Here is a 20,595-nt window from a genome sequence, read left to right as displayed (position 1 = left end):
CTGATGCCGGAAAGGGTGCGGGAGAGAGTCGTCACGCGCGGATGAAGACGTTCTTGGTCTGGAGGAACTCGTAGAGGCCCTCCTTGCCGCCTTCGCGGCCATAGCCGCTGTTCTTGTAGCCCCCGAACGGGGCGCCCGGCGGCTGGCCCGACGAGCCGTTGACGAGCACGGTGCCCGACTGGAGCAGGGGGACGATGCGCTGCACCCGCGACACGTCGCGGGTCTGTACGACGGTGCCGAGGCCGTAGGGGGTGGAGTTGGCCAGTTCGACCGCCTCGTCCTCGTCGGTGAAGGGGATGATCGACAGCACCGGACCGAACACCTCCTGTTGGGCCACCTCGCTGTGCGGGTCCACGTCGGCGAGAACGGTCGGGTCGATGAAGTAGCCGTCGCGGATGTCCGGTGTGAGCGCCGACGGGTCGGTGGCGCCGCCGCCGGTGACGACCCGGCTGTCCTTGGCCGCCCGCTCGATCATGCCGAGGATCCGCTCGTGGGCCGCCTTGCCGATGACCGGTCCGAGTGCCGTCCCCTGGTCGAAGGGGTCCCCGACACGCAGCGCGGTCGCCGCGTCGGCGGTGGAGCGGACCACCCGGTCGTACACGTCGCGGTGCACCAGCATGCGGGTGGTGAGGTTGCAGCCCTGGCCGGAGAGGGTGTAGCAGGACCGGACCGTCTCCGCGACGGCCTCGTCGAGGTCGGCGTCGGGGAAGACGATGTTCGCTGTCTTTCCGCCCAGTTCGAGCAGGACCGGCTTGAGCGTGTGGCGCGCCGCGTCGAGGATCTTCTTCGCGGTCGGGATCCCGCCGGTGAAGGAGATCTTGGCGACGTCGGGGTGGCGGACCAGCCGGTCGCCGGCCTCCGGGCCGCCGGGCAGGACGTGCAGCACTCCTGGGGGCAGCCCGGCTTCCAGGGCGATCTCGGCGAACCGGGCCACGGTGAAGGGGGCCAGTTCGGGGGCCTTGACGACGACGCAGTTGCCCGCCGCGAGGGCGGGGGCGATCTTCATTCCGACCGACATGATCGGGCCGTTCCAGGTCAGGATGACGCCGATGACCCCGTACGGTTCCGGGACGGTGTAGTCGAGGCCCGGCACCATCCGAGGGCTGGGCGGAATCGTCGCGCCCTCGATCTTGTCGGCCCAGCCGGCGTAGTACCCAAACCAGCCGGCACACAGATGGGCGAGCGCCGCCGACATGCGGAAGGGGACGCCGAGTTCGAGGGTGTTGATTCGGCCGAGCTCGGGGACGCGCTCCCGCATCAGCTGCTCAACGCGCTGGAGGATGCGGCGGCGTTCGTCCGGGGACATCTCCCGCCACGCCGGGAAGGCGGCTTTGGCCGCGGCGACGGCCGAGTCGACTTCCTGAGGTCCGCTCAGCAGGACTGTGCCGTTCACGCGGGCGGTCGCGGGGTTGACGTGGTCCATCTGGCCTGCGGACGTCCGGTCGAGCCAGGTGCCGTCGACGAGGGGGCCGGTGGTGCCGAGGTCGTGGGACAGGGTTGTGGAGGAGGTCATGTCGGTTCCGCCTTGTTTTCGTCCGGGTTGGGCGGTGCGCGGGAGTCGTCCGGCTTGCGGCAGTACGCGGGAGCCGCCGTTCGTTGCGCGCGGCCGACGCGAGGGGTGCGGTGCTCAGGGCGCCGGAGCCGGAGGCTCGTACGGCGTCGACAGGGTGTGCGCGGCGAGGTCCGCGAGCGTCTGGGGCCGGAGGGCCTCGGCCGTATCGGCGGATGTGCCGGTCACAGCCGCGTGACCCAGCCGCCGTCGACGCTGATGGCCTGACCGTTGATCCATTCGCCGGCCGGGGAGGCGAGCAGGAGAAGCATGCCGAGCAGGTCTTCCGCTGGCGCGGACTTCTTGCCCGGGATGGAGGCCGCCAGTGCGGCGCGTGCGGGATGGCCGGCCGGCAGGCTGCGCAGGCCCGGTTCGTTCTCGACCAGGCCGGGCGCGATGGCGTTGACGTTGATGCCCAGCGGGCCGAGTGAGCGGGCGAGGCCGACGGTGACGCTGACGAGGGCGAGCTTGCTGACCCCGTAGATGCCCCCGCCCATGAAGGCGCCGGCGGACACCTGGTTGATGATCCGCCCGCCGCCGCGCTCGACCATCGACGCCTTGACCGCGCCCGTGCACACGACGGCGCCGAGCACGTTGACGCGCATGACCCGGTCGAACCAGTCTGTTGGCAGGTCCAGGATGTCGACCTGGGGGATCTCGGCCATGAGCGCGGCGTTGTTCACCAGGATGTCGATGCCGCCGAAGGCTGCGGCCGCTTTCTCGGCCATGTCGGCCGCCGAGGCGCGGTCGGTGATGTCGACCTGCACGCCGAGCGCCTGCAGACCGTCGGAGGCAAGGGCCGCGGCGGCGCTCTCGGCGCCTTCGCCGTTGAGATCCGCCAGTACGACGGCGGCACCTGCCTCGGCCAGCGCCCGGCCGTAGACCTGGCCGATGGCGCCGGCGCCGCCGGTGACAATGGCGACCTTGCCGTCGAGACGAAGTCGGTCGAGTGTGCTGCTCATGGGCAGTCCTTGGTCAGACGGGACAGGTAGGCGTCGACATCCGCTCCGCGCTCGCGCACTTCGTCGGCGGCTTCCTGTGCGGTGAGGATGAGGAAGCGGTTCTGGGTCACGCCGTCGGCGACGAGTTCACCGACGGATTCGGCGTCGAGGACGGGGAAGTCCGGCCCGCGCGGCGGTGCCGGTCGGCCGTAGAAGGCGATCTGCTCGACGATGTTGGTGGCCACGCCGGCCGGGCAGAGACACGAGACGCCGATGCCGCGCGGGCGCAGGTACAGCGCGAGCGCTTCGGACAGCCCGACGACCGCGTGCTTGGTCGCGGTGTACGGGAGTCGGTCGAATCCGTAGGGCAACAGGCCTGCCGTGGATGCGGTGTTGACTATGTGGCCCGCCCCCTGCTCCAGCAGGACGGGGAGGAACACGAGGTTGCTGCGCACCACGCTCAGCAGATTGACGTCGACCACGCGCTGCCACGCCTCGAGGGGGATGTCCTCGACGGGGCCGACGGCCAGGATCCCGACGTTGTTCATGACCAGGTCGATGCGGCCGAAGTGGTCCAGGGCCAGGTCCCGGACGGCTTGCAGGTCGTCGAGGCTGGTGACGTCGCACACCGCGGCGACACCGCAGGAGCCGAGTTCGTCGGCGACGGTGTGCGCCCGCTCGCCGACGAGGTCGGTGACCACCACCCGCGCGCCGCGCCGGGCGAAGGCATGTGCGGTGGCGCGGCCGATCCCGCTGCCGGCGCCGGTGACCACCGCCACGGCGTTGTTCAGATCGATGCTCATCGGACCGTCGCTCCTCTCGCTCGCGGACGGAAGGGCTCGCGGATGGAAGGGCGGATGCTCAGGGGTGGAGCGGCAGGGCCGGTTCGCGCGGATCGGTCTCCCGGAGCACGGACGATGTCGCCGAGGACACCGGTGCCTGGAGGAAGCCGACCAGACCGTCGAGCAGGTCCCCGACGTGGACGGCGAACGGCAGCACGTGCCCGTTGCGCGCGCGGGTCCGCTCGCGTTCGGAGGCGGCGTGCACGCTGAACGCCATGGCCTGAGCGATGCGGTGTCTGCGCAACGGCTCGGGGATGTGCGGAAGCAGCGCCCCGACCCGTTCGAGGAAGGCGGTTGTGGGCGCCCGCAACTCCTCGGAGAGACGGTCGAAGACGTCGCGCCGGCCGTTCTGCTGCAGCATCGCGACGAAGCTCAGGTAGTGGCTGCCCTCCTGCTCGCCCTGCTCCAGGACCGGCAGGACATGACACTCCACCCGCGACCTGAGGTCGTCCGGGCGCCGGCGGGCGTCCAGCAGTCCGCGTCGCTCGTTCAGACCCGGCAGGCGGTACTCGAAGATCTCCTGGACCAGGCGTTCCTTCGAGCCGAAGTGGTACTGGACCGCCGTGTTGTTGCCGTTCCCGGCGGCCGCGCTGATCTGGCGCAGAGACACTCCGTCGAGGCCGTGCTCGGCGAAGAGGCGCTCGGCAGCCAGGACGATCTGTTCCTTCACGGACGGTTGGACCACGACACCGAACCTCTTTGAGAGTGATGTTTCGCGGATTCGAGAACCAAATTTCCGTATATCGGGAATGTACTGCGCCCTGTTGGTGAAGTCAACTGCCTTAGCAGTGAGGCAGTTGCAGAAATGACCCCGGAGTCGGCGGGCACGGCGCGGCGGGCTCGCGGGCGGACATCGGTCGTGCGATGCGCCGACGAACCTGCCGCGCCGGCAAGTCGTCCTCTCAGGCACGCGCCCTCGTCTCGGAGCGCCCGATGCGCGCGAGCCAGTGTCTCTCCGGCGCGCCGCATGTCTGCCGGTGACGCGGTGTCGGGCGGTCGGCCTGGCACGTATTGGAGGAGCCCGAGCACCCCTTCGGGTAGGTCCACGGCCAGGCTCCCATCCCGTGCCGGGACGGGCGGGCCGCTGGGAAAGCCACGGCAGGAAGCCTCTGTCGCCATCCGCAATCCGCCGCGGAACGCATCGGCGTCCGCGGCATCGGCGAGCTTGGCCACATACCGGCCAGCGCTACCGCTGCCGCCTGCGCGGGCCAGGCGGACCAGCCAGGTGGTCGAGTTCCAGCCTCCCGCGAGATCCTCGATCGATGCCTCGGAGCCGTCCTAACGAGCGAGCACGGCCCTCAGCCGGTCGGCATCCATGCCTGTTCCTCTCCCAGACGAGGTCGACCCGCAACATTAGTGGGATGAGGACGGTGATCCTGGTCAGCAGCAAGTCAGTTGGACTGCACGGGTGCGGGGCTGGCGGGCATCGACGTGGTGCTGTCCGTCGCTGACATCGACGAGTACGTGTATACGACGATTTTGGATACAGGCGGTGACACCGCCACCGCGGGTCGCGATGTGATCCGCGCTCAGCGACTACTGCGTACGTAGTAGTGGATTGTCGGCGGCTGCACGAAGACGGGAAATGCCTGGTCGGACAGGGTGGAAGGGTTCCCCGAGTTCGGATGTGGAGTTCCTTCTGTGGCTGCCTTTCTTGATCGTTTGGGCCGGTTGGCCTTCCGGCGGCGCTGGCGCGTCTTGGTGCTGTGGGTACTGGCGCTGGTCGCCGCGGGCATGGCGTCGGCGCTGGCGCCGGCTGCGCCTGATGGCTCCTACTCGATGCCGGGGACGGAGTCGCAGCGGGCGTTCGACCTCATCGAGGAGCGCTTCCCCGCCAACAGCACCGGGAGCGCCAGTTCCGAGGGGGCGAGCGCGAAGCTCGTGTTCGTGGCGCCGGATGGCCAGAAGATCACGGACCAGGCGAACCGATCGGTCGTCGACGGGGTCGTGGGCCAGGTCGGCGACCTCGATCAGGTGGTCCGGGCGGCCGACCCGTACCGGACGGACGCGGTGAGCAAGGACGGGTCCACGGCGTACGCGTCGGTCACCTTCGAGGTGAAGGCGAAGGACGTCGACGACAAGGTGAAGCAGGAGCTGGAGCAGGCCGTTGAGGAGGGACGGGACGCGGGGCTGACGGTCGAGGTCAGTGGCTCGGTTCTGGCCACCCAGCCGTCGGGCGGTGCGACCGAGCTGGTCGGCGTGGTTGTGGCGGCCGTGGTCCTGCTGATCACGTTCGCTTCGCTGGCCGCTGCGGGCCTGCCGCTGCTGACCGCGCTGATCGGTGTCGGGATCGGCGCCGCGACGATCATGGCTCTCAGCAATGCGCTGGGCCTGTCCAGTGCGACCAGCACGCTGGCGATGATGCTGGGCCTCGCGGTCGGGATCGACTACGCGATGTTCATCGTCTCCCGCTACCGGGAGGAACACGCCCGGGGGCTCGCGCCGCAGGACGCGGCCGGGGTGGCCGTGGGCACGGCCGGGTCGTCGGTGGTGTTCGCAGGCCTGACCGTGGTGATCGGCCTGGCCGGGCTGTCGGTGGTGGGGATCCCGACGCTGACCCAGATGGGACTGGCAGCGGCCGGCACCGTGGCGCTGTCGGTCCTGGTCGCGGTGACACTGGTCCCGGCTCTGCTGGGGATCTTCCCCCGTGCTGTTCTGGCGCGCTCGACGCGTCATTCCGCCCGCCGTGGTGCGCCGTCTGCTGTCACGGGCGAGGGAAAGCCCAACCTGGGCAGCCGGTGGGCCCGCCTGGTGGTCCGCCAGCCGCTGCCGGTGCTGCTGGTGGCGGTGGCGGCCCTGGGCGTGATCGCCCTGCCTGCCACCCAGCTGCACCTGGGCACGGCGGGAGACGGGTCCAAGCCGACCTCGACCACCGAGCGCCGCGCGTACGACGCCCTGGCCAAGGGCTTCGGCCCGGGCTTCAACGGCCCGCTGACCATCGTCGTGGACGCCAAGAGCGCCCAGGACCCCAAGGGCGCCGTAGAAGCGAGCGCCCGGGAAATCGGCGCCGTCGACGGTGTCGTGTCCGTCTCGCCGGCGCGCTACAACACCGCGGGCAACACCGCGATCCTCTCCGTCACCCCGGCCACCGACCCCCAGGACGAGCGGACCAGCGAGCTGATCCACACCCTGCGTGACGACCGGCCAGCGATCGAAAAGGCTACGGATGCCACGTTCATGGTCAGCGGCAGCACGGCCGCCAATATCGACAGCGACCAGAAGGTCCAGGGCGCCCTCGTCCCGTACCTCGCACTCGTGGTGGGCCTGGCCTTCCTCCTGCTCCTGATCGTGTTCCGTTCCGTGCTGGTCCCGCTCAAGGCGGCGCTCGGATTCCTGCTGTCGGTGCTGGCCGCCCTCGGCGCGGTCGTCGCCGTCTTCCAGTGGGGATGGCTTGCCGACCTGCTGGGTGTCCACCAGACCGGCCCGATCATGAACACCATGCCGATCGTCATGGTCGGCATCGTCTTCGGCCTCGCCATGGACTACGAGGTCTTCCTCGTCACCCGCATCCGGGAGGCTCATCTGAAGGGCGAACGTCCCGGCCAGGCGATCGTATCCGGCTTCCGCCACAGCGCCCGGGTGGTCGCCGCCGCTGCCGTCATCATGATCTCGGTGTTCTCCGGATTCATCGGCGTCAGCGAACCCATGATCAAGATGATCGGTTTCGGCCTCGCCACCGCCGTGCTGTTCGACGCGCTCGTCGTGCGGATGACGATCGTGCCCGCCGTCCTCGCGCTGCTGGGCAAGCGTGCCTGGACGATGCCCGGCTGGCTGGAGCGGATCGTGCCCCGCGTCGACGTCGAGGGCAACGCCCTGACCGCCGATACGAACGCCACGGCAGCAACGCCCGACGAGACGGAGCGACAGGGTCTTCCCGTCCACTAGTGGCAGCCTGGAGGTGCCGCCCACCTGGACACGGGTGGGCGGCACCTCCAGAACGTTCCGCAGACCCGGCGTACACCATGATCACTACACAAGTGGAAGACACGATGATCACGACCTGGCAGCGCTACCTGCGCCGTCATCCTCGCAGGGTCGACACCGCGGTGGCCCTGGTGCTGTTCGTCGTGGCCGTTCCCGGCAGCTTCGTCAGCGTCGACCACCTGGTCGCACCCGCCCACGGGTGGCCCGGTGTACTCCTGGCCGGCATCTCCTGCGCCGCACTGCTCTGGCACCGCACCCGGCCGATGCTCGTCACCACCGTCGCCATCCTGTGCGCGACCGCTATGGCCCTGGCCGGCTACGTGATGACCGTCCTGCTGCTCGCCCCGCTGATGGCGGCGCTCTACTCACTGGCCGAGCGCACCGACCGCGGGACGACCCGGAACTTCACCCTCGCGGCCGTCGCCCTCACCGTCGGTGCCTCTGCGATCGGCGGACCCGCCGAAGAATCGCTGGCTCTCAAGGTGATCGGCCCGATCGCCTACCTCCTCCTGCCGACAGCTCTCGGCTCCACCGCCCGCTTCCGCACCGCCTACCTGGAATCGGTGCACGCCCGCGCCGAATACGCCGAACGGACCCGCGAGGAAGAAGCCCGGCACCGCGTCGCCGAAGAACGCATGCGCATCGCCCGCGAACTCCACGACGTCTCCGCCCACCACCTCGCCCTGGCCAACGCCCAGGCCACCACCGCCGCCCTCCTCATCCGCAGCCACCCGGAACAGGCCGAGAGAATGGTCACCGCCCTCGGCGAGACCACTGCCACCGCCCTGCGCGAGATGAAAGCCACCGTCGGGCTCCTGCGCCAGCAGAACGACACGCCCGACGACCCCCTCCAGCCGGCCCCGGGCCTCGCCCAACTCCCCGCACTCCTCGACGCGCACAACGCCGCCGGACTCACCGTCACCCTCGCCACCCACGGACAACCCCAGCCCCTCACCCCCGGCGTGGACCTCACCGCCTACCGCATAGTGCAGGAAGCGCTCACCAACATCGCCAAGCACGCCCACACCAGCACCGCGGAAGTGACCCTCACCTACACCCACGACCGGCTCGCCATCAGCGTCACCGACCAGGGAACGGGCCCCGAAAACACCCCGGGCAACGGGTACGGTCTCATCGGAATGCGGGAACGCGCGCTGTCCCTCGGCGGACAACTGCACGCCGGACGCCGTCCCGCCGGCGGCTTCGAAGTCACCGCCGAACTCCCCCTGCACCCGAGCTCATCCCATAAGGACAGCACCCCATGACCATCCGCGTCCTGCTCGCCGACGACCAGGCCCTCCTGCGTGAGACCTTCCGCATCCTCGTCGACTCACGGCCCGACATGGAAGTCGTCGGCGAAGCCGCCGACGGCGACGAGGCAGTCACGCTCACCCGCACGCACCGTCCCGACGTCGTCGTCATGGATATCCGCATGCCCGGCACCGACGGCCTCACCGCCACTGCCGCCATCTGTGCCGACCCCGACCTGTCAGCCACCCACATCCTCATCCTCACCACCTTCGACACTGAAGAACACGTCGCCCGAGCACTGCACGCCGGAGCCAGCGGCTTCCTCGGCAAAGACGTCGGCGCCGAAGGACTCCTCCACGGCATCCGCACCGTCGTCGCCGGCGACGCCCTCCTCTCACCCCAGGCCACCCGCAACCTCATCACCCGCTTCCTCACCACCCCCCAGCCCGGCACCCACCCCGCAGCCCAGAAAAGCCTGGCCACCCTCACCGCCCGAGAACGTGAAGTCATGGCCCTGGCCGCAGAAGGGCTCACCAACACCGAGATCGCCGGAAAGCTCTACCTCAGCCCTCTGACCGTGCGCACCCACATCCACCACGCCATGACCAAACTCCAAGCCCGCGACCGCGCCCAACTCGTCGTCATCGCTTACCAGACCGGCCTTGTCCACCCCAACCCACCACGTCGCTGATCGACGTCACAGGAAACCCCATACTTGGCATGTGGTCCCTGGGCTGCCCGCCCTGGGGGCTGTCTCCCTGCACAGGCGTGAGCCCATCAATGACGGCCATGCCGCAAGTCCTCCTTCGGACGGTCCCGGTACTCATTGGGTGGATGCCGGGGACGTGGCCGAGGCGCGGGAACGAAAAGGGACAACCTCTGAATGGGTAGCCTCACGAACCCGTCGGGCGCCCTCCCAGTCCGAGCACAGTGACCCTCCGGTTCGTCACCGAAGTGCGACATGCGCAGGACTTGGCGGGCCGGTACTACCTCACTGGGTTCGTTGGTCCGGAGCTCCCGGATGTCCTGGCGCTGGCGGACTTGGTGGTCTCCCGGAGCGGCGCTGGAACGCTTGCCGAGCTGATGGCGCTGGGAAAGCCGGCGGTGTTCATCCCGCTCGCTTCCTCGGCGGGCAACGAGCAGGCTCACAACGCCCGGCACTTGGCGAACGCCGGGGCCGCCGTGGCCCTGCTCGGTGAGGTGACCACGGACGCCTTGCGTGACGCAGTCGGCCCGCTCCTGACCGACCCCGCCCCGCCGGGGCGTGATGGCGAAGCGGGCGCGGGCGCATGGCAGGCCGGATGCCGCGGACCGGCTGGTGGACGTCATCCTGTCCGTTGCATCCGGCTGACCAGCACGGCCCTACGGCAGGTGCAGAGCTCAGGACTGCAGTGGACGCGTCTGCCATCGTGCCCAAGCACGCGATCGATATCGCACAGTTCGGTTGACCTTGAGGTGCAGACAGAACGGCTCATGGAGGCCTCCTGAGCAGCCAGCGGGTAGGGAACACTGCGGGTACATACCGGCGCATAGGGGAGGGGGCGGTGTCCGTGGCCACGGGTAGCAGTACGGACTCGGCGCTCAAGCGGGCCCGGATCGCGCTGAACATGACGCTTGAGGAGGCCGCCGACGCCCTGAACGCGGTCACCGGCGGTGCGGCGGACGCAAGCCTGTTGAGCGCGTGGGAGTCTGGCCGGCGCCGTACGGGCAAGCGGAACCGGGCCGGACTGTGCCAGCTATACCGCGAGCGCCCGGAGGTGCTGTTCGGTCACCAGGACGGGGCGGCCACCAGCGTGCTGGAGAACTCCGGCACGGCCGTGGTGGTCAAAGTACTCAGCCGATGGACGGACTTGGTCGAGGCGATGGTCGACGTCGTTGCGGGAGCGCGTGAGCAGCTGGTCGTCACCGGCTCCCGGAGCCGGGAGAAGGCGTCTCTGGCGGCGATCGAGACAGCCGTGGCCCAGCACCCGGACCTGATCCACCACCGCGTGCTGTATGGGCCGCCGCGGCACCGGGCGCTCACAGAGCGCCTGCTGCGGCTGTTGGAGCTGCGTGACCCGTCCGGGCGCCGCAACGGCGTCAAGACGCTGCATATCGGGATGGTCGAGCCGGCCCAGGCGTTGGAACGCTTCTTTGTCGCCTCCGAGAGCGCCGCGGTGGTACCGCTGCCGTCCTTCCACGGTGCGGACGGGTTCGACTGCGGTGTCCTTTTAGGTCGGGAGGCGGCTGTCGGCTTGGTCCACCATGGGCGGGAGGCATGCGCGTCCGCGCGGCCGGTGGAGACGAGTGAGACCGTCCGCGCACTGCCGGTGCGGCACAACTGACACGTGGTGGGGAGAGGCGTGAGCGAGAACCTTCAACTGGCGGGCGAGGCCCGCGCGGCCTCCGTGGTGGAGCTGGCGAGCGAGCTGATTCGCCGTCCGAGCCGAGGCGGGATCGACGACTACGGGCCCGTCCTCGGTGTGCTGGAGGATTGGCTCGTGGCTCGTGCACTGCCGCACCGCCGCCTGCACGACGAGGCCGGGCACCTGGTGGGGCTGCTCGTGGAGATCCCGGGCAGGTTGCCAGGTTCCTGGTGGACGCTGGACGCGTGTGTGGACACGGCACCGTACGGCAACGAGGCGGCCTGGTCGTTCCCGCCGGCCTCCGGGGACGTGGTGGACGGCTGGCTGCTGGGCCGGGGTTCGGCCGATTCCAAGCTCGCCGCAGCGATGTTCTGCCACATTGCCGCCGACCTCATGCCCCTCGCTGCTGGCCTGCATGGCGGGCTCGCCGTGCTCCTGGACGTTGATGAGCACACCGGTGGCTTCGGTGGCGCTCGTGCCTACCTCGCCGACCCGCATGCGGCCCGCCCGGCCGGGGTGATGATCGGCTACCCCGGGCTGGACGAAGTCGTAGTCGGCGGCCGTGGCTTGTGGCGAGCCACCATCACCGTGCACGCCCCTGCGGGGCACTCGGGGTCGAGCAAGACAGTGGTCGGTGCGATTTCCCGTGCCGCCCACCTCGTACGGCTCCTCGACGAGGCGGAACTTCCCGGTGGGGGCGGGGCCTCGGGGTTCCCGCTGCCGCCCAAGCTGTCAGTGACCTCTTTCCACGGCGGCGAGGGCTTCTCGGTCACGCCGGACCGATGCGAGCTGAACATCGACGTGCGAACCACCCCTGGCTTCGACGCCCACGATGCAGAGACGCTGGTCCGCAAGGCCGTCGCCGAGCTCGACGCGGAGCTGCCGGCCCCGCAGCCCACCGCGATCACTCCGGTTGCCACGTGGCCGCCGTTCCGCCTGACCGAGGACGAGCAGCCCGCAGCCGCCCTGCTGGGGGCCGCCGCCGAGGCGGGCCTCACGGTGCGGGCGAAGACCGCGGGGCCGTCGAACATCGGCAACCTGCTCGCTGGGGAAGGCATCCCAGCCACCGCCGGCTTCGGAGTGCCGTACGAGGGCTTGCACGGCATCGACGAGCGCGCCCACCTTGCAGAACTCCCCACGGTATACGCCGCCTACAAGCGAGCCGTGCTCGATCTCCTCCAAGCGGACTGATGGGGCGACTCCGGGTCCCTGATCGCGACCGGCGAAGCAGAGGTCGCGTTCGGCGGCGCGGTGATCACGATGCGGAGCGCGCGCACTCCACGAGCTCGACGAGGCTCTCGCCGCGGTCCAGCGGCCGGGCCAACCGAGCCTGGCGGTACTTTCTCCGCCTGAGCATGTTGCCTGTGGGGGAGGAACCTTTCCGGTGGAGTGGATCATTGCCGTAGCTGCAGCAGAAGGCCGCCAAGGGCAGCCCGGTTTGGCTATCAGCGGTCCTGGGGGGCGTAGGTGCGATGGTCGGAGGAGCGCTCTCCTCGACAGTTGCGTGGCGAGTGCTGTCCGACACGAAGGCGGCCCGGAAGCGGGCTGAGGAGCGGGAAGCTACAGGGGTCATCACCGCTGCCCTCCTGAAAGCATTCCAGGACTACCGGCGGCACGATGTCGGATCCGATGCCGCCCCACACGATTTTGAGAGGTGGGATGAGTACTTCCGGGCGGCTCTTGGCGAGGCGACGGTTGCTGTAGAAACCCTCGGGAACGAGGACCTCCGCAAGCGGCTCTCAACATCGCTCGACTTGCTGATCTGGGCGAGCGACTCGCAACTCCTCTGGGAGTCACGCCTGCACAGCGCACGCACCGTGGCGTGGGCGGCACACGCGGACGCCCTGGCCTGCCTCGGCGCCAACCTACGGAACGAACCACTGCCCGAGGCGGCCAAGGAGTGGAAGGCCGCTGACAGCGCGCTGCAGTGGCAGTACGAGCAGGAGCGACGGGCCGCGGAAGGCGAATGACCGGCACATGGCGCACCCATCAGGCCCCGCCGCCCTACTTCTCTGCCTCCCACTGGTACATCTTCGCGCCGTACTCGTCCGTGGTCAGGACGTTCCGGCCTGACTCGTAGCCGCCGCACGATCCCTGCTGTCAACCATTGGCAGATGGTCGCAGAAACCGAGGGGATCGGCACTGGTGATCGGCACTGGCACCTGGAGACAGGCAGTGAGCGGTGTGCATCGTGAAGTCGCAGGTCACGGGTCTGGTGTGAATGGCGAGTTGGGTGCTCGTGCCGGTCGGCGGCCGATGACCATGGTGTAGATCATCGGGCAGGTCCCGGCTCCGGCGGGATGCCGGGTTCGGCTGCGCCCACGACCGACCCCCGCTACGATCCGTCAGCAGGTCGGCACGCCGTGAGAACGCGGGAGGGCGCGGGGATGCAGGAGCGGCAGTGGATCACCGCCCGCCGAAGCGAACTGGACGCCCTCGCCGAGGAGTTGGCCAAGCAGCTTCAGGAGGTCCAGGCCGGCCCCTGACCCGCAGTCAGAAGCTGTCCAACACGGCACTGGCCGCGGTGCGGGCCCCGGTCGAGCACGGCTTCGCCCATCTCAAGAACTGGCGCGTCCTCGGCAAGGTCCGCACCGACCCGAACTGGGCGACCGCGCTGGTGCGGGCCCTGCTCGTGCTGACGAACCGGGAAGTCGCCCGCTGACGGATGATCTTGTCGGTCGACTACCGCTCCGGACTTGCCCGAGCTTCCTGATGCCTACGCACACCAGGCCGTCTGACGTGCAGTTTTCATGATGCACGGGTCTCAGTGGGCTTTCATCACCCTCATGACCCGCCGCCTCACCCGACGAAACCGCCGGACCGAAGCTGCCCCGACTCCCCTCGCAGCAGCCGCCTGACGAACCCTCCCGCTGCCGTTCGCTTCGGCGTCCATCGACGCTCAACCGAACGGCAAAACTGATCACCGCTAGCTCCAGGGCCCGTTGACCTGCGGAAAGAGGATGTGACACAGGTGCTCAGGTCTGCGGCGGGAAGACCCGCTCACCGGTGTCCGCGGCCGTGATGCTGATGGCCTCGATCGGGCATGACTCGGCCACTTCCAGCACCGCATCGGATGCCGGCAGCGTCTCGGCCCTCGCGCGCCCCTGCCCGTGCTCGTCGAGCTCGAACTCCTCGGGCGCGGAAGCCGCGCACAGACCCGTGCGGACGCAGACCCGCTGGTCGACCGTGACCGTCCACCGCTCCGTCATCACCGGCCTCCTTCGATGAGCAGCGGTAGTGTCTTCCAGCCGCGGACGGTCGATGTCTGCGCGAGCTCCGCGTGGCCCCAGTCCACGTCCCAGCCCGGGAACCGCTTCAGGATCTCCTCCGCCGCCACCCGGCCCTCCAGCCTGGCCAGTGCCGCACCGAGGCAGTAGTGAGCGCCGACGCCGAAGCTCATGTGCTGAGTGACCCGGTGGATGTCGAACCGGTCCGGGTCGGGGAAGCGCCGGGGGTCGCGGTTGGCGGCGGCCTGGATGAAGACCATGGCGCTGCCCGCCGGCACCGTACGGTCGTACAGCTCCACGTCCCTGGTCACGTGACGTGCGGTGAACGGGCCTGTCGGCTCGAAGCGCAGGATCTCCTCGATGGCGTTCGGGATGAGGGACGGGTCGGCCGCGAGCTCCCGGCGCGCTTCGGGATAGCGGGCCATCAGGGCGCCGAACCAGCCGATGAGCCGTCCCGTCGTCTCGTTGCCGGCACCGGCGACCACGGTGCAGTAGGTGAGGACCTCCTCGTCGGTGAGCGTGCGCCTGACCCCCTGCTCGTCCTCGAACTCGGCGTTCATCAGCTCGGTCATGAGGTCGTCCGAGGGGTGTTGCTTGCGCCAGTCGATGTAGTCCCTGAACGCCTCGGTGCTGAGGATGTCCGCCTCGTTGATCTTGCCGCCGCCCTCGGTGCCCAGCGTCTCGTCCGTAAGGTCACGGATGGCCGGCTGGTCGGACTCCGGGATGCCCAGGAGCATCCCGATCACACGCATCGGCATCTCGGCGCCGACGGCTTCGACGAGGTCGAACCGCTCGGCGCCGGTCACCGGCTCGAGGGCCCGTCGGCAGAAGGCCCGTACTCGCGGCTCCAGCATGGCGATCCGGCGAGGGGTGAAGACACGTGCGAGCAGGCGCCGGTGGATGTCGTGGACGGGTGGGTCCTCGAAGATGAGGGTCCCGGGCGGAAGGTCGATGTTCGCCTGGATGATCTCGAGGATGTCTCCCCGGGCGGAGGAAAAGGTCTGCCAGTCGGCGAGGCCCCGCTGGCAGTCGGCGAAGCGGCTGACGGCGTAGAAGTCGTGCTTGCCGTTGTAGTAGAGCGGCACTTCCTCGCGCAGCCGCGCGTACAGGGAGTAGGGGTCGCGCGCGAGCGCGGGGTCGCAGGGGTCCCAGTAGATGGTGTCGGCAGTGGTCACGAACACACCTCCCTATGGTGTGCGGCTCACTTGAGCAGGGCGCCTGCGTCGATCGGCAGCGTCACGCCGGTGACGAAACGTGCCTCGTCGGAGGCGAGGAAGAGAACGGCATTACTGATGTCCAGGGGCTCCACCCAGGGGGTGGGCAGCACGTGCATGCCCTGCGACACCGCCGCGAAGTCGTCGACGGTGGGGTTCTCCAGGTCGGGGCGGAACATGCGGTAGGTGGCCTCGTGCATCACCATCGGCGTGTTCACCTGGGTGGGGTGCACCGTGTTGACGCGGATGTTGTGTGCCCCCAACTCCCCGGCCAGCGTGCGCATCACCCCCACCACGCCGTGCTTGGCGGCGATGTAGTGGCCGATGTTCGCATAGCCCTTGAGCCCTCCCACGGAGCTCGTCAGGATGACCGAGCCGCCTCGGCCGCCCGCGACGATGTGCGGGGTCGACACCTTGGTGGACAGCCATACGCCGGTCAGGTTGACGTCGATCATGTCGCGCCAGGTCTTCTCGTCCATGGCGTCGAGCGTGGCGCCGTCGCTGCCGAGGCCCGCGTTGGCCACGACGATGTCCAGGCGTCCCAGTTGGGCAACGCCGTCGTCCACCGCCGCCTTGAGCGCGTCGTGGTCCCGTACGTCTGCTTGTACGGCGTGGATCCGCCGCCCCAGTTTCTGTACCTGGGTGACCGTCTCTTCCAGATCCTCGGGCGTGGACATGGCGAACGTGACGCCGTCGAGCTGCTTGCACACGTCGACGGCGATGATGTCGGCGCCCTCCTCGGCCAGCCGTACGGCATGGCTGCGGCCCTGGCCGCGCGCGGCGCCGGTGATGAAGGCGACCTTGCCTTCGACTCGTCCGGGCATGACTACCTCGTTTCCTGGGTTGGGGTGTGGTGACGGTGGCGGGGAGGCCTGGTCACCGGTCGGTGCGTCGGCGGCCGCGCAGGACGAGCGCGAGGAGCAGCAGCGCGGCGAGTACCGTGGCCGGCGGTGCGAGGCGCTTGAGTACTCCTGCGCCGGCCGCGTCGATGAGGTCGATGGGTTCGGCGGTTCGCGGCGCCGGGGAGGCGGGGGGATCGCTGCTGCTACCGGCTTCGGTCGGGGCGGCGGTCGGCGGATCGGCGAGGGCCGGTGGTACTGCGGCGAGTTCGGCGGCCAGGTTCTCGGCGAACTGGCCGATGAGGGTGCCGGCGACCTCGGCGAGCGTGCCGCGGCCGAACTGGGCGGGCTTGCCCGTGATGGCGAGGTCGGTCTCCACGAACACGTCGGTGGAGTCGTCGCCGGAGCCGATCAGACGGCAGGTCACCAGGGCCTTCGCGGTGCCGTTGCCGCGTGTCTCCCTGCCGCCGGCCTCCAGCACCACGGTCTTGTCCGGCTCGTTCTGCAACAGGAACTTGATGGTCCCTTTGTAGGTCAGGGTGACGGGGCCGAGCTTGACCTTGATCCTTCCGTGGTAGCTGTCATCGTCGCGGGAGGTGAGCGTCGCCCCGGGTACGCAGGGGGTGATGCGTTCGATGTCGAGCAGGACCCGCCAGGCCTCGTCCGCCGCCGCGGGAATGCTGAGCGTGTTCTGCAGTTTCATGCGGAGTCCTTCGTCTCGGCGGCGGCCCGGACGGCCTTGAAGATCCCCTGGTAGCCGGTGCAGCGGCACAGGTTCCCGGACAGGGCATCGCGGATCTCGTCGTCGGTGGGCTTGGGGTTCTCGGCGAGGAACGCGGTGACCGAGACCACGAAGCCCGGGGTGCAGAAACCGCACTGCAGCCCGTGGTGCTCGCGGAACGCCGCCTGGACGAAGGAGAGTTCACCGTCCGGTGAGGCGAGCCCCTCGACGGTCGTCACCTCGGCGCCGTCGGCCTGCACGGCGAACACCAGGCAGGCGCGGACGGCCTCGCCGTCCAGCAGCACGGTGCAGGCGCCGCAGACCCCGTGTTCGCAGCCGAGGTGCGTCCCGGTCAGGCCGCAGTTGACCCGCAGGAAGTCGGCGAGGGTGAGACGGGGCGGCACGGTGTCCCGGCGTGCGACGCCGTTGACCTGTATCCGGATGTCGATGTCAGCCATGGACCGCCTCCCGTACGGCACGCCGCCAGGCGCGGGCCACCATGGCCGCGCCCACGCGCTTGCGATAGCCGGCCGATCCGTGCAGATCGGACGGAACCGAGCCGAGGCCCGACATGGCGAGGCCTCCGATGTCGTCGGCCTTGTCCTCGGTCGGTTCGGCGCCGATCAGCTCCTGCTCCGCCGCGCGGGCCCTGCAGGGGGTCGCACCGAGTCCGAACAGGCCGATGGCGCACCGGTCGATGCGCCCGTCGGCGTCGAGTCCGACGGCGACGGTGGCGCCGGCGAGGGCGAAGTCCCCGCTCCTGCGGGCGAATTCCTCGACGGCGAAACCGCAGGGGCGGCGCCAGACGGGGAAGGCGACGCCCGTCAGCAGTTCGTCGTCGGCCAGGGCGGTGGTCCACGTGCCGGTGAAGAATCGTGCGGCCGGGACGGTGCGGCGCCCACGTACCGACAGCGCTTCCAGCTCGGCGTCCAGGGTCAGTGCCACCGCCGGGTACTCGGCCGCGGCATCGGCGTGGGCGAGCGAGCCCCCGACGGTGCCGCGGTTGCGGATCTGGAAGTGGCCGATCAACGGCGTGGCACGGGCGAGGAGGGGAATCGTGCCGCGCACCTCGTCCGAACCCTGGATGGTGGCCTGGGTTGTCCCCGCGCCGATCCACACAGACCCGTCGCGGCGCTCGATGCCCCGTAATTCCGCCACGTGGCGCAGGTCGACAAGATGGCCGAAGGACGCGAGGCGCAGCGCCAGCATGGGGACCAGACTCTGGCCGCCGGCGATGGCTTTGGCCTCGTCACCCAGGTCGGCGAGAAGAGCGACCGCCTCGCCGGCACCGGTGGGGACGTGATATTCGAACGGCGCGGGCTTCACGCGGTCACCGCCCCCCGCATCCGGGCCTCTTCGAGGAGCTCGACGATCGACGCCGGCGTCAGCGGCAGCCGCGTGATCTCCACCCCGAAGGGCGCGAGAGCGTCGGCGACCGCGTTCACGACGGCCGGGGCGGAACCGATCGCGCCGCCCTCCCCCACTCCCTTGTAACCGCCCGGACCGGGGCTGGGCGTCTCGATGTGCCCAAGCTCGATGACGGGCACTTCGGCGGCCGTGGGGATCAGGTAGTCCATGAACGTGGTGGCGAGGGGATTGCCGTCCTCGTCGTAGGCGAGGTGCTCGTAGAGGGCGCCGCCGATCCCCTGGACGGTGCCGCCGAAGATCTGGCCCTCCACCACACTGGGATTGATCATGGGGCCGCAGTCCTCGCTGACGATGTAGCGGAGCAGTTTCACCGCGCCGGTCACCACGTCCACCTCGCACGTGCACAGGTGCGTGGCGTTGGCCCAGATCATCGGGTGCGGCGTGCGGTAGCGGCCGCTCGCCTCCAGGCCGGCCGGTACGCCCGGTGGCAGGGCGTGGACCTGGAAGTAGGCGATGTCGGCGATCTCGGTGAGGGTGAGCCCCTTCTCGGGGCTGCCCGTCACCGATGCCCGGCCGCGGACGAGCTCCACCTCGTCGGCCGCGACGCCGAGCCGGTGCGCGGCGATGGCCAGGATGCGTGCGCGTAATCCGGCGGCCGTCTCGGCGATCGCGCCGGCGGTCATGGGGCCGGACCGGCTGCCGCCGGTGCCGCTGCCGAACGGGGTGACCGCGGTGTCGCCCTGGATGGTGCTGACGTCTTCGATCGCCACACTCAGCGCGTCGGCGGTGAGCTGGATGACGGTTGTCTCCAGACTGTTTCCACACGATCCGCCGGCGACGTAGACGTTGACCTTGCCGGAGGGCTCGATGCGGATGGTCGCGCCTTCCGTGCTGTGGAACGGCGTGGCGCCCGCGGTCGGTTCGACGTAGGTGCAGGTGCCGACGCCGAGGTGGCGGCCCTGGGCACGGGCTCGTTCCTGCTCGCGCCGGAAGGCCGGATAACCGAGCATCTCCAGCGCCTGCTCGAAGGTCTCGTACGGCGTGATGTCGTCGTAGGGCATGCCGTGGCAGTTCACCGTCGGCAGGTCCTCGCGGCGCAGCATGTTCCTGCGCCGCAGGTCGACCGGGTCCATGCCCAGGCGGCGCGCCACGGTGTCGAGGAGGACCTCGCGCGCCATCGACTCGAACTGCCAGGGCCCGCGATAGGCCACCCGTCCGCTGGTGTTGGAGAAGACGAAGCGGGACGAGAAGGTGCCCTCGGGGATCCGGTACGGCCCGGGGAACAGCATCCCCACGGCGATGCCGCTCTGCACGGGGGACGGCGTCGGATAGGCACCCGCGTCCTGCACGTGGTCGAGGGTGGCGGCCAGGATCCGGCCGTCGTCGTCGAAGGCCATCCGCGCCTCGCCGTGCTCGTGGCGCGCCTGGCCGGCCGCCAGCAGGTGCTCCTGCCGGTCCTCGATCCACTTCAGCGCGGCGGGCAGCTTGACCGCCGCCAGCATCACGCACATGTCCTCACGCTGCGGCAGCACCTTCTGCCCGAATCCGCCGCCGGTGTCGCGCATCACCACGCGCACCCGGTGCTCGTCGACGCCGAGCAGACGCGCGCAGAAGGAGCGGACCTCGTGCGGGGACTGCGTCGCCGCCCAGATCGTCATCTCCCCTGCGGGGGCCGACCATTCGGCGACGATCCCGCGGGTCTCCATCGGCACGGGGCCGTGGGACTGCTGGTGGACGGTCACGCTCACCACGTGCGGCGCGCCCTCGAAGACGGGCGCGAGCTCGTCCATCGGGCGTCCGGCGAGCTGCCCCGCCAGGTTGCCGGGATGTGTCGCGTGGACCGACTCGGAGGACTCCAGCGCGCCGGCGTAGTCGACGACCGGCGGCAGTTCGTCGTAGTCGACCACGACCAGTTCGGCCGCGTCCTCGGCCGTGTAGCGGTCGACGGCGACGATCATCGCCACCGGATCCCCGACGAAGCGCACCTCGCCCTCGGCGAGCGGCGGGCGGGGCGTGTCCGGGTCGTCCCGCCCGTTCAGCGTGTACCACTGCTCGCGCACGCCGGGGTTGAGGTCCTGCGCGATGAACACGCCATGCACGCCCTCGAGGGCGAGCGCCTCCGATACGTCGATTCCGGCGATGCGCGCCCGTGCGACCGGGCTGCGCACGAAGCAGGCGTGCAGCATCCCGGGCCGCACGATGTCGTCGACGTACGTGCCGGTGCCGGTCAGCAGCCGCGGATCCTCGACGCGCAGGGCGCGAGTACCCGTGTAGGGGTGGTCCGGTGTCGCCTCGTCTGTGGTCCGTGCCATCGGCCCGGCCCTCCGTTCACGCGTTGAACGAGCGTTTAACACGAGCGCTGAACATTTGTTTA

18 protein-coding genes and 2 pseudogenes are annotated in these 20,595 nt (G+C 69.7%); 9 read left to right on the top strand and 11 right to left on the bottom strand.

Features of this window, described 5'->3' with window-relative positions; translation table 11 throughout:
- Window positions 1-31 precede the first annotated feature (31 nt).
- The 4 genes from ACWD4J_RS13965 to ACWD4J_RS13950 all read right to left on the bottom strand — a co-directional run bounded on the left by ACWD4J_RS13965 (window position 32) and on the right by ACWD4J_RS13950 (window position 4,017).
- Window positions 32-1,513: an aldehyde dehydrogenase family protein gene (locus ACWD4J_RS13965; RefSeq protein WP_451395588.1), complete on the bottom strand. Its 1,482-nt coding sequence runs from the start codon at window positions 1,511-1,513 to the stop codon at window positions 32-34.
- Window positions 1,514-1,734: 221 nt separating this feature from the next.
- Window positions 1,735-2,511, bottom strand: coding sequence for an SDR family oxidoreductase (locus ACWD4J_RS13960; protein ID WP_451395587.1), 777 nt, complete (start codon window positions 2,509-2,511; stop codon window positions 1,735-1,737).
- The gene (locus ACWD4J_RS13955) at window positions 2,508-3,293 is read right to left on the bottom strand and encodes an SDR family oxidoreductase (RefSeq protein WP_451395586.1); all 786 of its coding nucleotides are present in this window, start codon (window positions 3,291-3,293) and stop codon (window positions 2,508-2,510) included. The genes ACWD4J_RS13960 and ACWD4J_RS13955 overlap by 4 nt, the downstream gene beginning before the upstream one ends.
- A 58-nt stretch (window positions 3,294-3,351) precedes the next feature.
- Window positions 3,352-4,017: a TetR/AcrR family transcriptional regulator gene (locus ACWD4J_RS13950; RefSeq protein WP_451395585.1), complete on the bottom strand. Its 666-nt coding sequence runs from the start codon at window positions 4,015-4,017 to the stop codon at window positions 3,352-3,354.
- Window positions 4,018-4,973: 956 nt separating this feature from the next.
- On the opposite strand from ACWD4J_RS13950, the gene ACWD4J_RS13945 reads away from it, so the two are divergent.
- The 9 genes and pseudogenes from ACWD4J_RS13945 to ACWD4J_RS13905 all read left to right on the top strand — a co-directional run.
- Entirely contained in the window at window positions 4,974-7,217 is a 2,244-nt protein-coding gene (locus ACWD4J_RS13945; protein WP_451395584.1) for an MMPL family transporter, read from the top strand.
- A gap of 104 nt (window positions 7,218-7,321) precedes the next feature.
- On the top strand, window positions 7,322-8,521 hold the full coding sequence (locus ACWD4J_RS13940) for a sensor histidine kinase (RefSeq protein WP_451395583.1): 1,200 nt from the start codon (window positions 7,322-7,324) through the stop codon (window positions 8,519-8,521).
- The gene (locus ACWD4J_RS13935) at window positions 8,518-9,198 is read left to right on the top strand and encodes a response regulator transcription factor (protein WP_451395582.1); all 681 of its coding nucleotides are present in this window, start codon (window positions 8,518-8,520) and stop codon (window positions 9,196-9,198) included. Before ACWD4J_RS13940 ends, ACWD4J_RS13935 begins: the two co-directional genes overlap by 4 nt.
- A 281-nt stretch (window positions 9,199-9,479) precedes the next feature.
- Window positions 9,480-9,858 (top strand): annotated as a pseudogene (locus ACWD4J_RS13930) (UDP-N-acetylglucosamine--N-acetylmuramyl-(pentapeptide) pyrophosphoryl-undecaprenol N-acetylglucosamine transferase); the annotation flags it as partial.
- A gap of 193 nt (window positions 9,859-10,051) precedes the next feature.
- On the top strand, window positions 10,052-10,831 hold the full coding sequence (locus ACWD4J_RS13925; RefSeq protein ID WP_451395581.1) for an XRE family transcriptional regulator: 780 nt from the start codon (window positions 10,052-10,054) through the stop codon (window positions 10,829-10,831).
- A gap of 18 nt (window positions 10,832-10,849) precedes the next feature.
- Window positions 10,850-12,043, top strand: coding sequence for a M20 family metallopeptidase (locus ACWD4J_RS13920; protein ID WP_451395580.1), 1,194 nt, complete (start codon window positions 10,850-10,852; stop codon window positions 12,041-12,043).
- 320 nt (window positions 12,044-12,363) lie between these two features.
- Window positions 12,364-12,822 carry a hypothetical protein gene (locus tag ACWD4J_RS13915; RefSeq protein ID WP_451395579.1) on the top strand — a complete coding sequence of 153 codons (459 nt, stop codon included), beginning with the start codon at window positions 12,364-12,366 and terminating at the stop codon, window positions 12,820-12,822.
- A 393-nt stretch (window positions 12,823-13,215) separates the two neighbouring features.
- Window positions 13,216-13,338: a hypothetical protein gene (locus tag ACWD4J_RS13910; protein WP_451395768.1), complete on the top strand. Its 123-nt coding sequence runs from the start codon at window positions 13,216-13,218 to the stop codon at window positions 13,336-13,338.
- A pseudogene (locus ACWD4J_RS13905) lies at window positions 13,329-13,514 on the top strand (transposase family protein); the annotation flags it as partial. The gene ACWD4J_RS13910 and the pseudogene ACWD4J_RS13905, both read left to right, overlap by 10 nt.
- Window positions 13,515-13,827: 313 nt before the next feature.
- Here ACWD4J_RS13905 and ACWD4J_RS13900 read toward each other — a convergent pair.
- From ACWD4J_RS13900 to ACWD4J_RS13870, 7 genes are read right to left on the bottom strand one after another with little or no spacing between them, the layout of a single operon-like run.
- A complete protein-coding gene (locus tag ACWD4J_RS13900) occupies window positions 13,828-14,061 on the bottom strand; it encodes a ferredoxin (protein WP_451395578.1) in 234 nt (77 codons plus the stop codon).
- Window positions 14,061-15,254: a cytochrome P450 gene (locus ACWD4J_RS13895; protein WP_451395577.1), complete on the bottom strand. Its 1,194-nt coding sequence runs from the start codon at window positions 15,252-15,254 to the stop codon at window positions 14,061-14,063. The genes ACWD4J_RS13900 and ACWD4J_RS13895 overlap by 1 nt, the downstream gene beginning before the upstream one ends.
- A 26-nt stretch (window positions 15,255-15,280) precedes the next feature.
- Window positions 15,281-16,117, bottom strand: a complete 837-nt coding sequence (locus ACWD4J_RS13890; RefSeq protein WP_451395576.1) for a mycofactocin-coupled SDR family oxidoreductase — start codon at window positions 16,115-16,117, stop codon at window positions 15,281-15,283.
- Window positions 16,118-16,169: 52 nt separating this feature from the next.
- Window positions 16,170-16,835, bottom strand: a complete 666-nt coding sequence (locus ACWD4J_RS13885; RefSeq protein WP_451395575.1) for an SRPBCC family protein — start codon at window positions 16,833-16,835, stop codon at window positions 16,170-16,172.
- Window positions 16,832-17,311 (bottom strand): (2Fe-2S)-binding protein, encoded by a 480-nt coding sequence (locus ACWD4J_RS13880; protein ID WP_451395574.1) that lies wholly within the window; start codon window positions 17,309-17,311, stop codon window positions 16,832-16,834. The genes ACWD4J_RS13885 and ACWD4J_RS13880 overlap by 4 nt, the downstream gene beginning before the upstream one ends.
- Window positions 17,304-18,179, bottom strand: a complete 876-nt coding sequence (locus ACWD4J_RS13875) for an FAD binding domain-containing protein (RefSeq protein WP_451395573.1) — start codon at window positions 18,177-18,179, stop codon at window positions 17,304-17,306. Before ACWD4J_RS13875 ends, ACWD4J_RS13880 begins: the two co-directional genes overlap by 8 nt.
- Window positions 18,176-20,533, bottom strand: a complete 2,358-nt coding sequence (locus ACWD4J_RS13870) for a xanthine dehydrogenase family protein molybdopterin-binding subunit (protein WP_451395572.1) — start codon at window positions 20,531-20,533, stop codon at window positions 18,176-18,178. The genes ACWD4J_RS13875 and ACWD4J_RS13870 overlap by 4 nt, the downstream gene beginning before the upstream one ends.
- Window positions 20,534-20,595 lie beyond the last annotated feature (62 nt).

Source organism: Streptomyces sp. NPDC002577 (assembly GCF_053594815.1).
The sequence above is the reverse complement of the archived record's forward strand: the minus strand, read 5'-3'. Positions and strand labels throughout refer to the sequence as shown.

Coding starts and splice junctions, on each gene's coding strand:
- ACWD4J_RS13965 (WP_451395588.1), bottom strand. CDS start 1,513: ATGACCTCCTCCACAACCCTGTCCCACGACCTCGGCACCACCGGCCCC.
- ACWD4J_RS13960 (WP_451395587.1), bottom strand. CDS start 2,511: ATGAGCAGCACACTCGACCGACTTCGTCTCGACGGCAAGGTCGCCATT.
- ACWD4J_RS13955 (WP_451395586.1), bottom strand. CDS start 3,293: ATGAGCATCGATCTGAACAACGCCGTGGCGGTGGTCACCGGCGCCGGC.
- ACWD4J_RS13940 (WP_451395583.1), top strand. CDS start 7,322: ATGATCACGACCTGGCAGCGCTACCTGCGCCGTCATCCTCGCAGGGTC.
- ACWD4J_RS13935 (WP_451395582.1), top strand. CDS start 8,518: ATGACCATCCGCGTCCTGCTCGCCGACGACCAGGCCCTCCTGCGTGAG.
- ACWD4J_RS13900 (WP_451395578.1), bottom strand. CDS start 14,061: ATGACGGAGCGGTGGACGGTCACGGTCGACCAGCGGGTCTGCGTCCGC.
- ACWD4J_RS13890 (WP_451395576.1), bottom strand. CDS start 16,117: ATGCCCGGACGAGTCGAAGGCAAGGTCGCCTTCATCACCGGCGCCGCG.
- ACWD4J_RS13885 (WP_451395575.1), bottom strand. CDS start 16,835: ATGAAACTGCAGAACACGCTCAGCATTCCCGCGGCGGCGGACGAGGCC.
- ACWD4J_RS13880 (WP_451395574.1), bottom strand. CDS start 17,311: ATGGCTGACATCGACATCCGGATACAGGTCAACGGCGTCGCACGCCGG.
- ACWD4J_RS13870 (WP_451395572.1), bottom strand. CDS start 20,533: ATGGCACGGACCACAGACGAGGCGACACCGGACCACCCCTACACGGGT.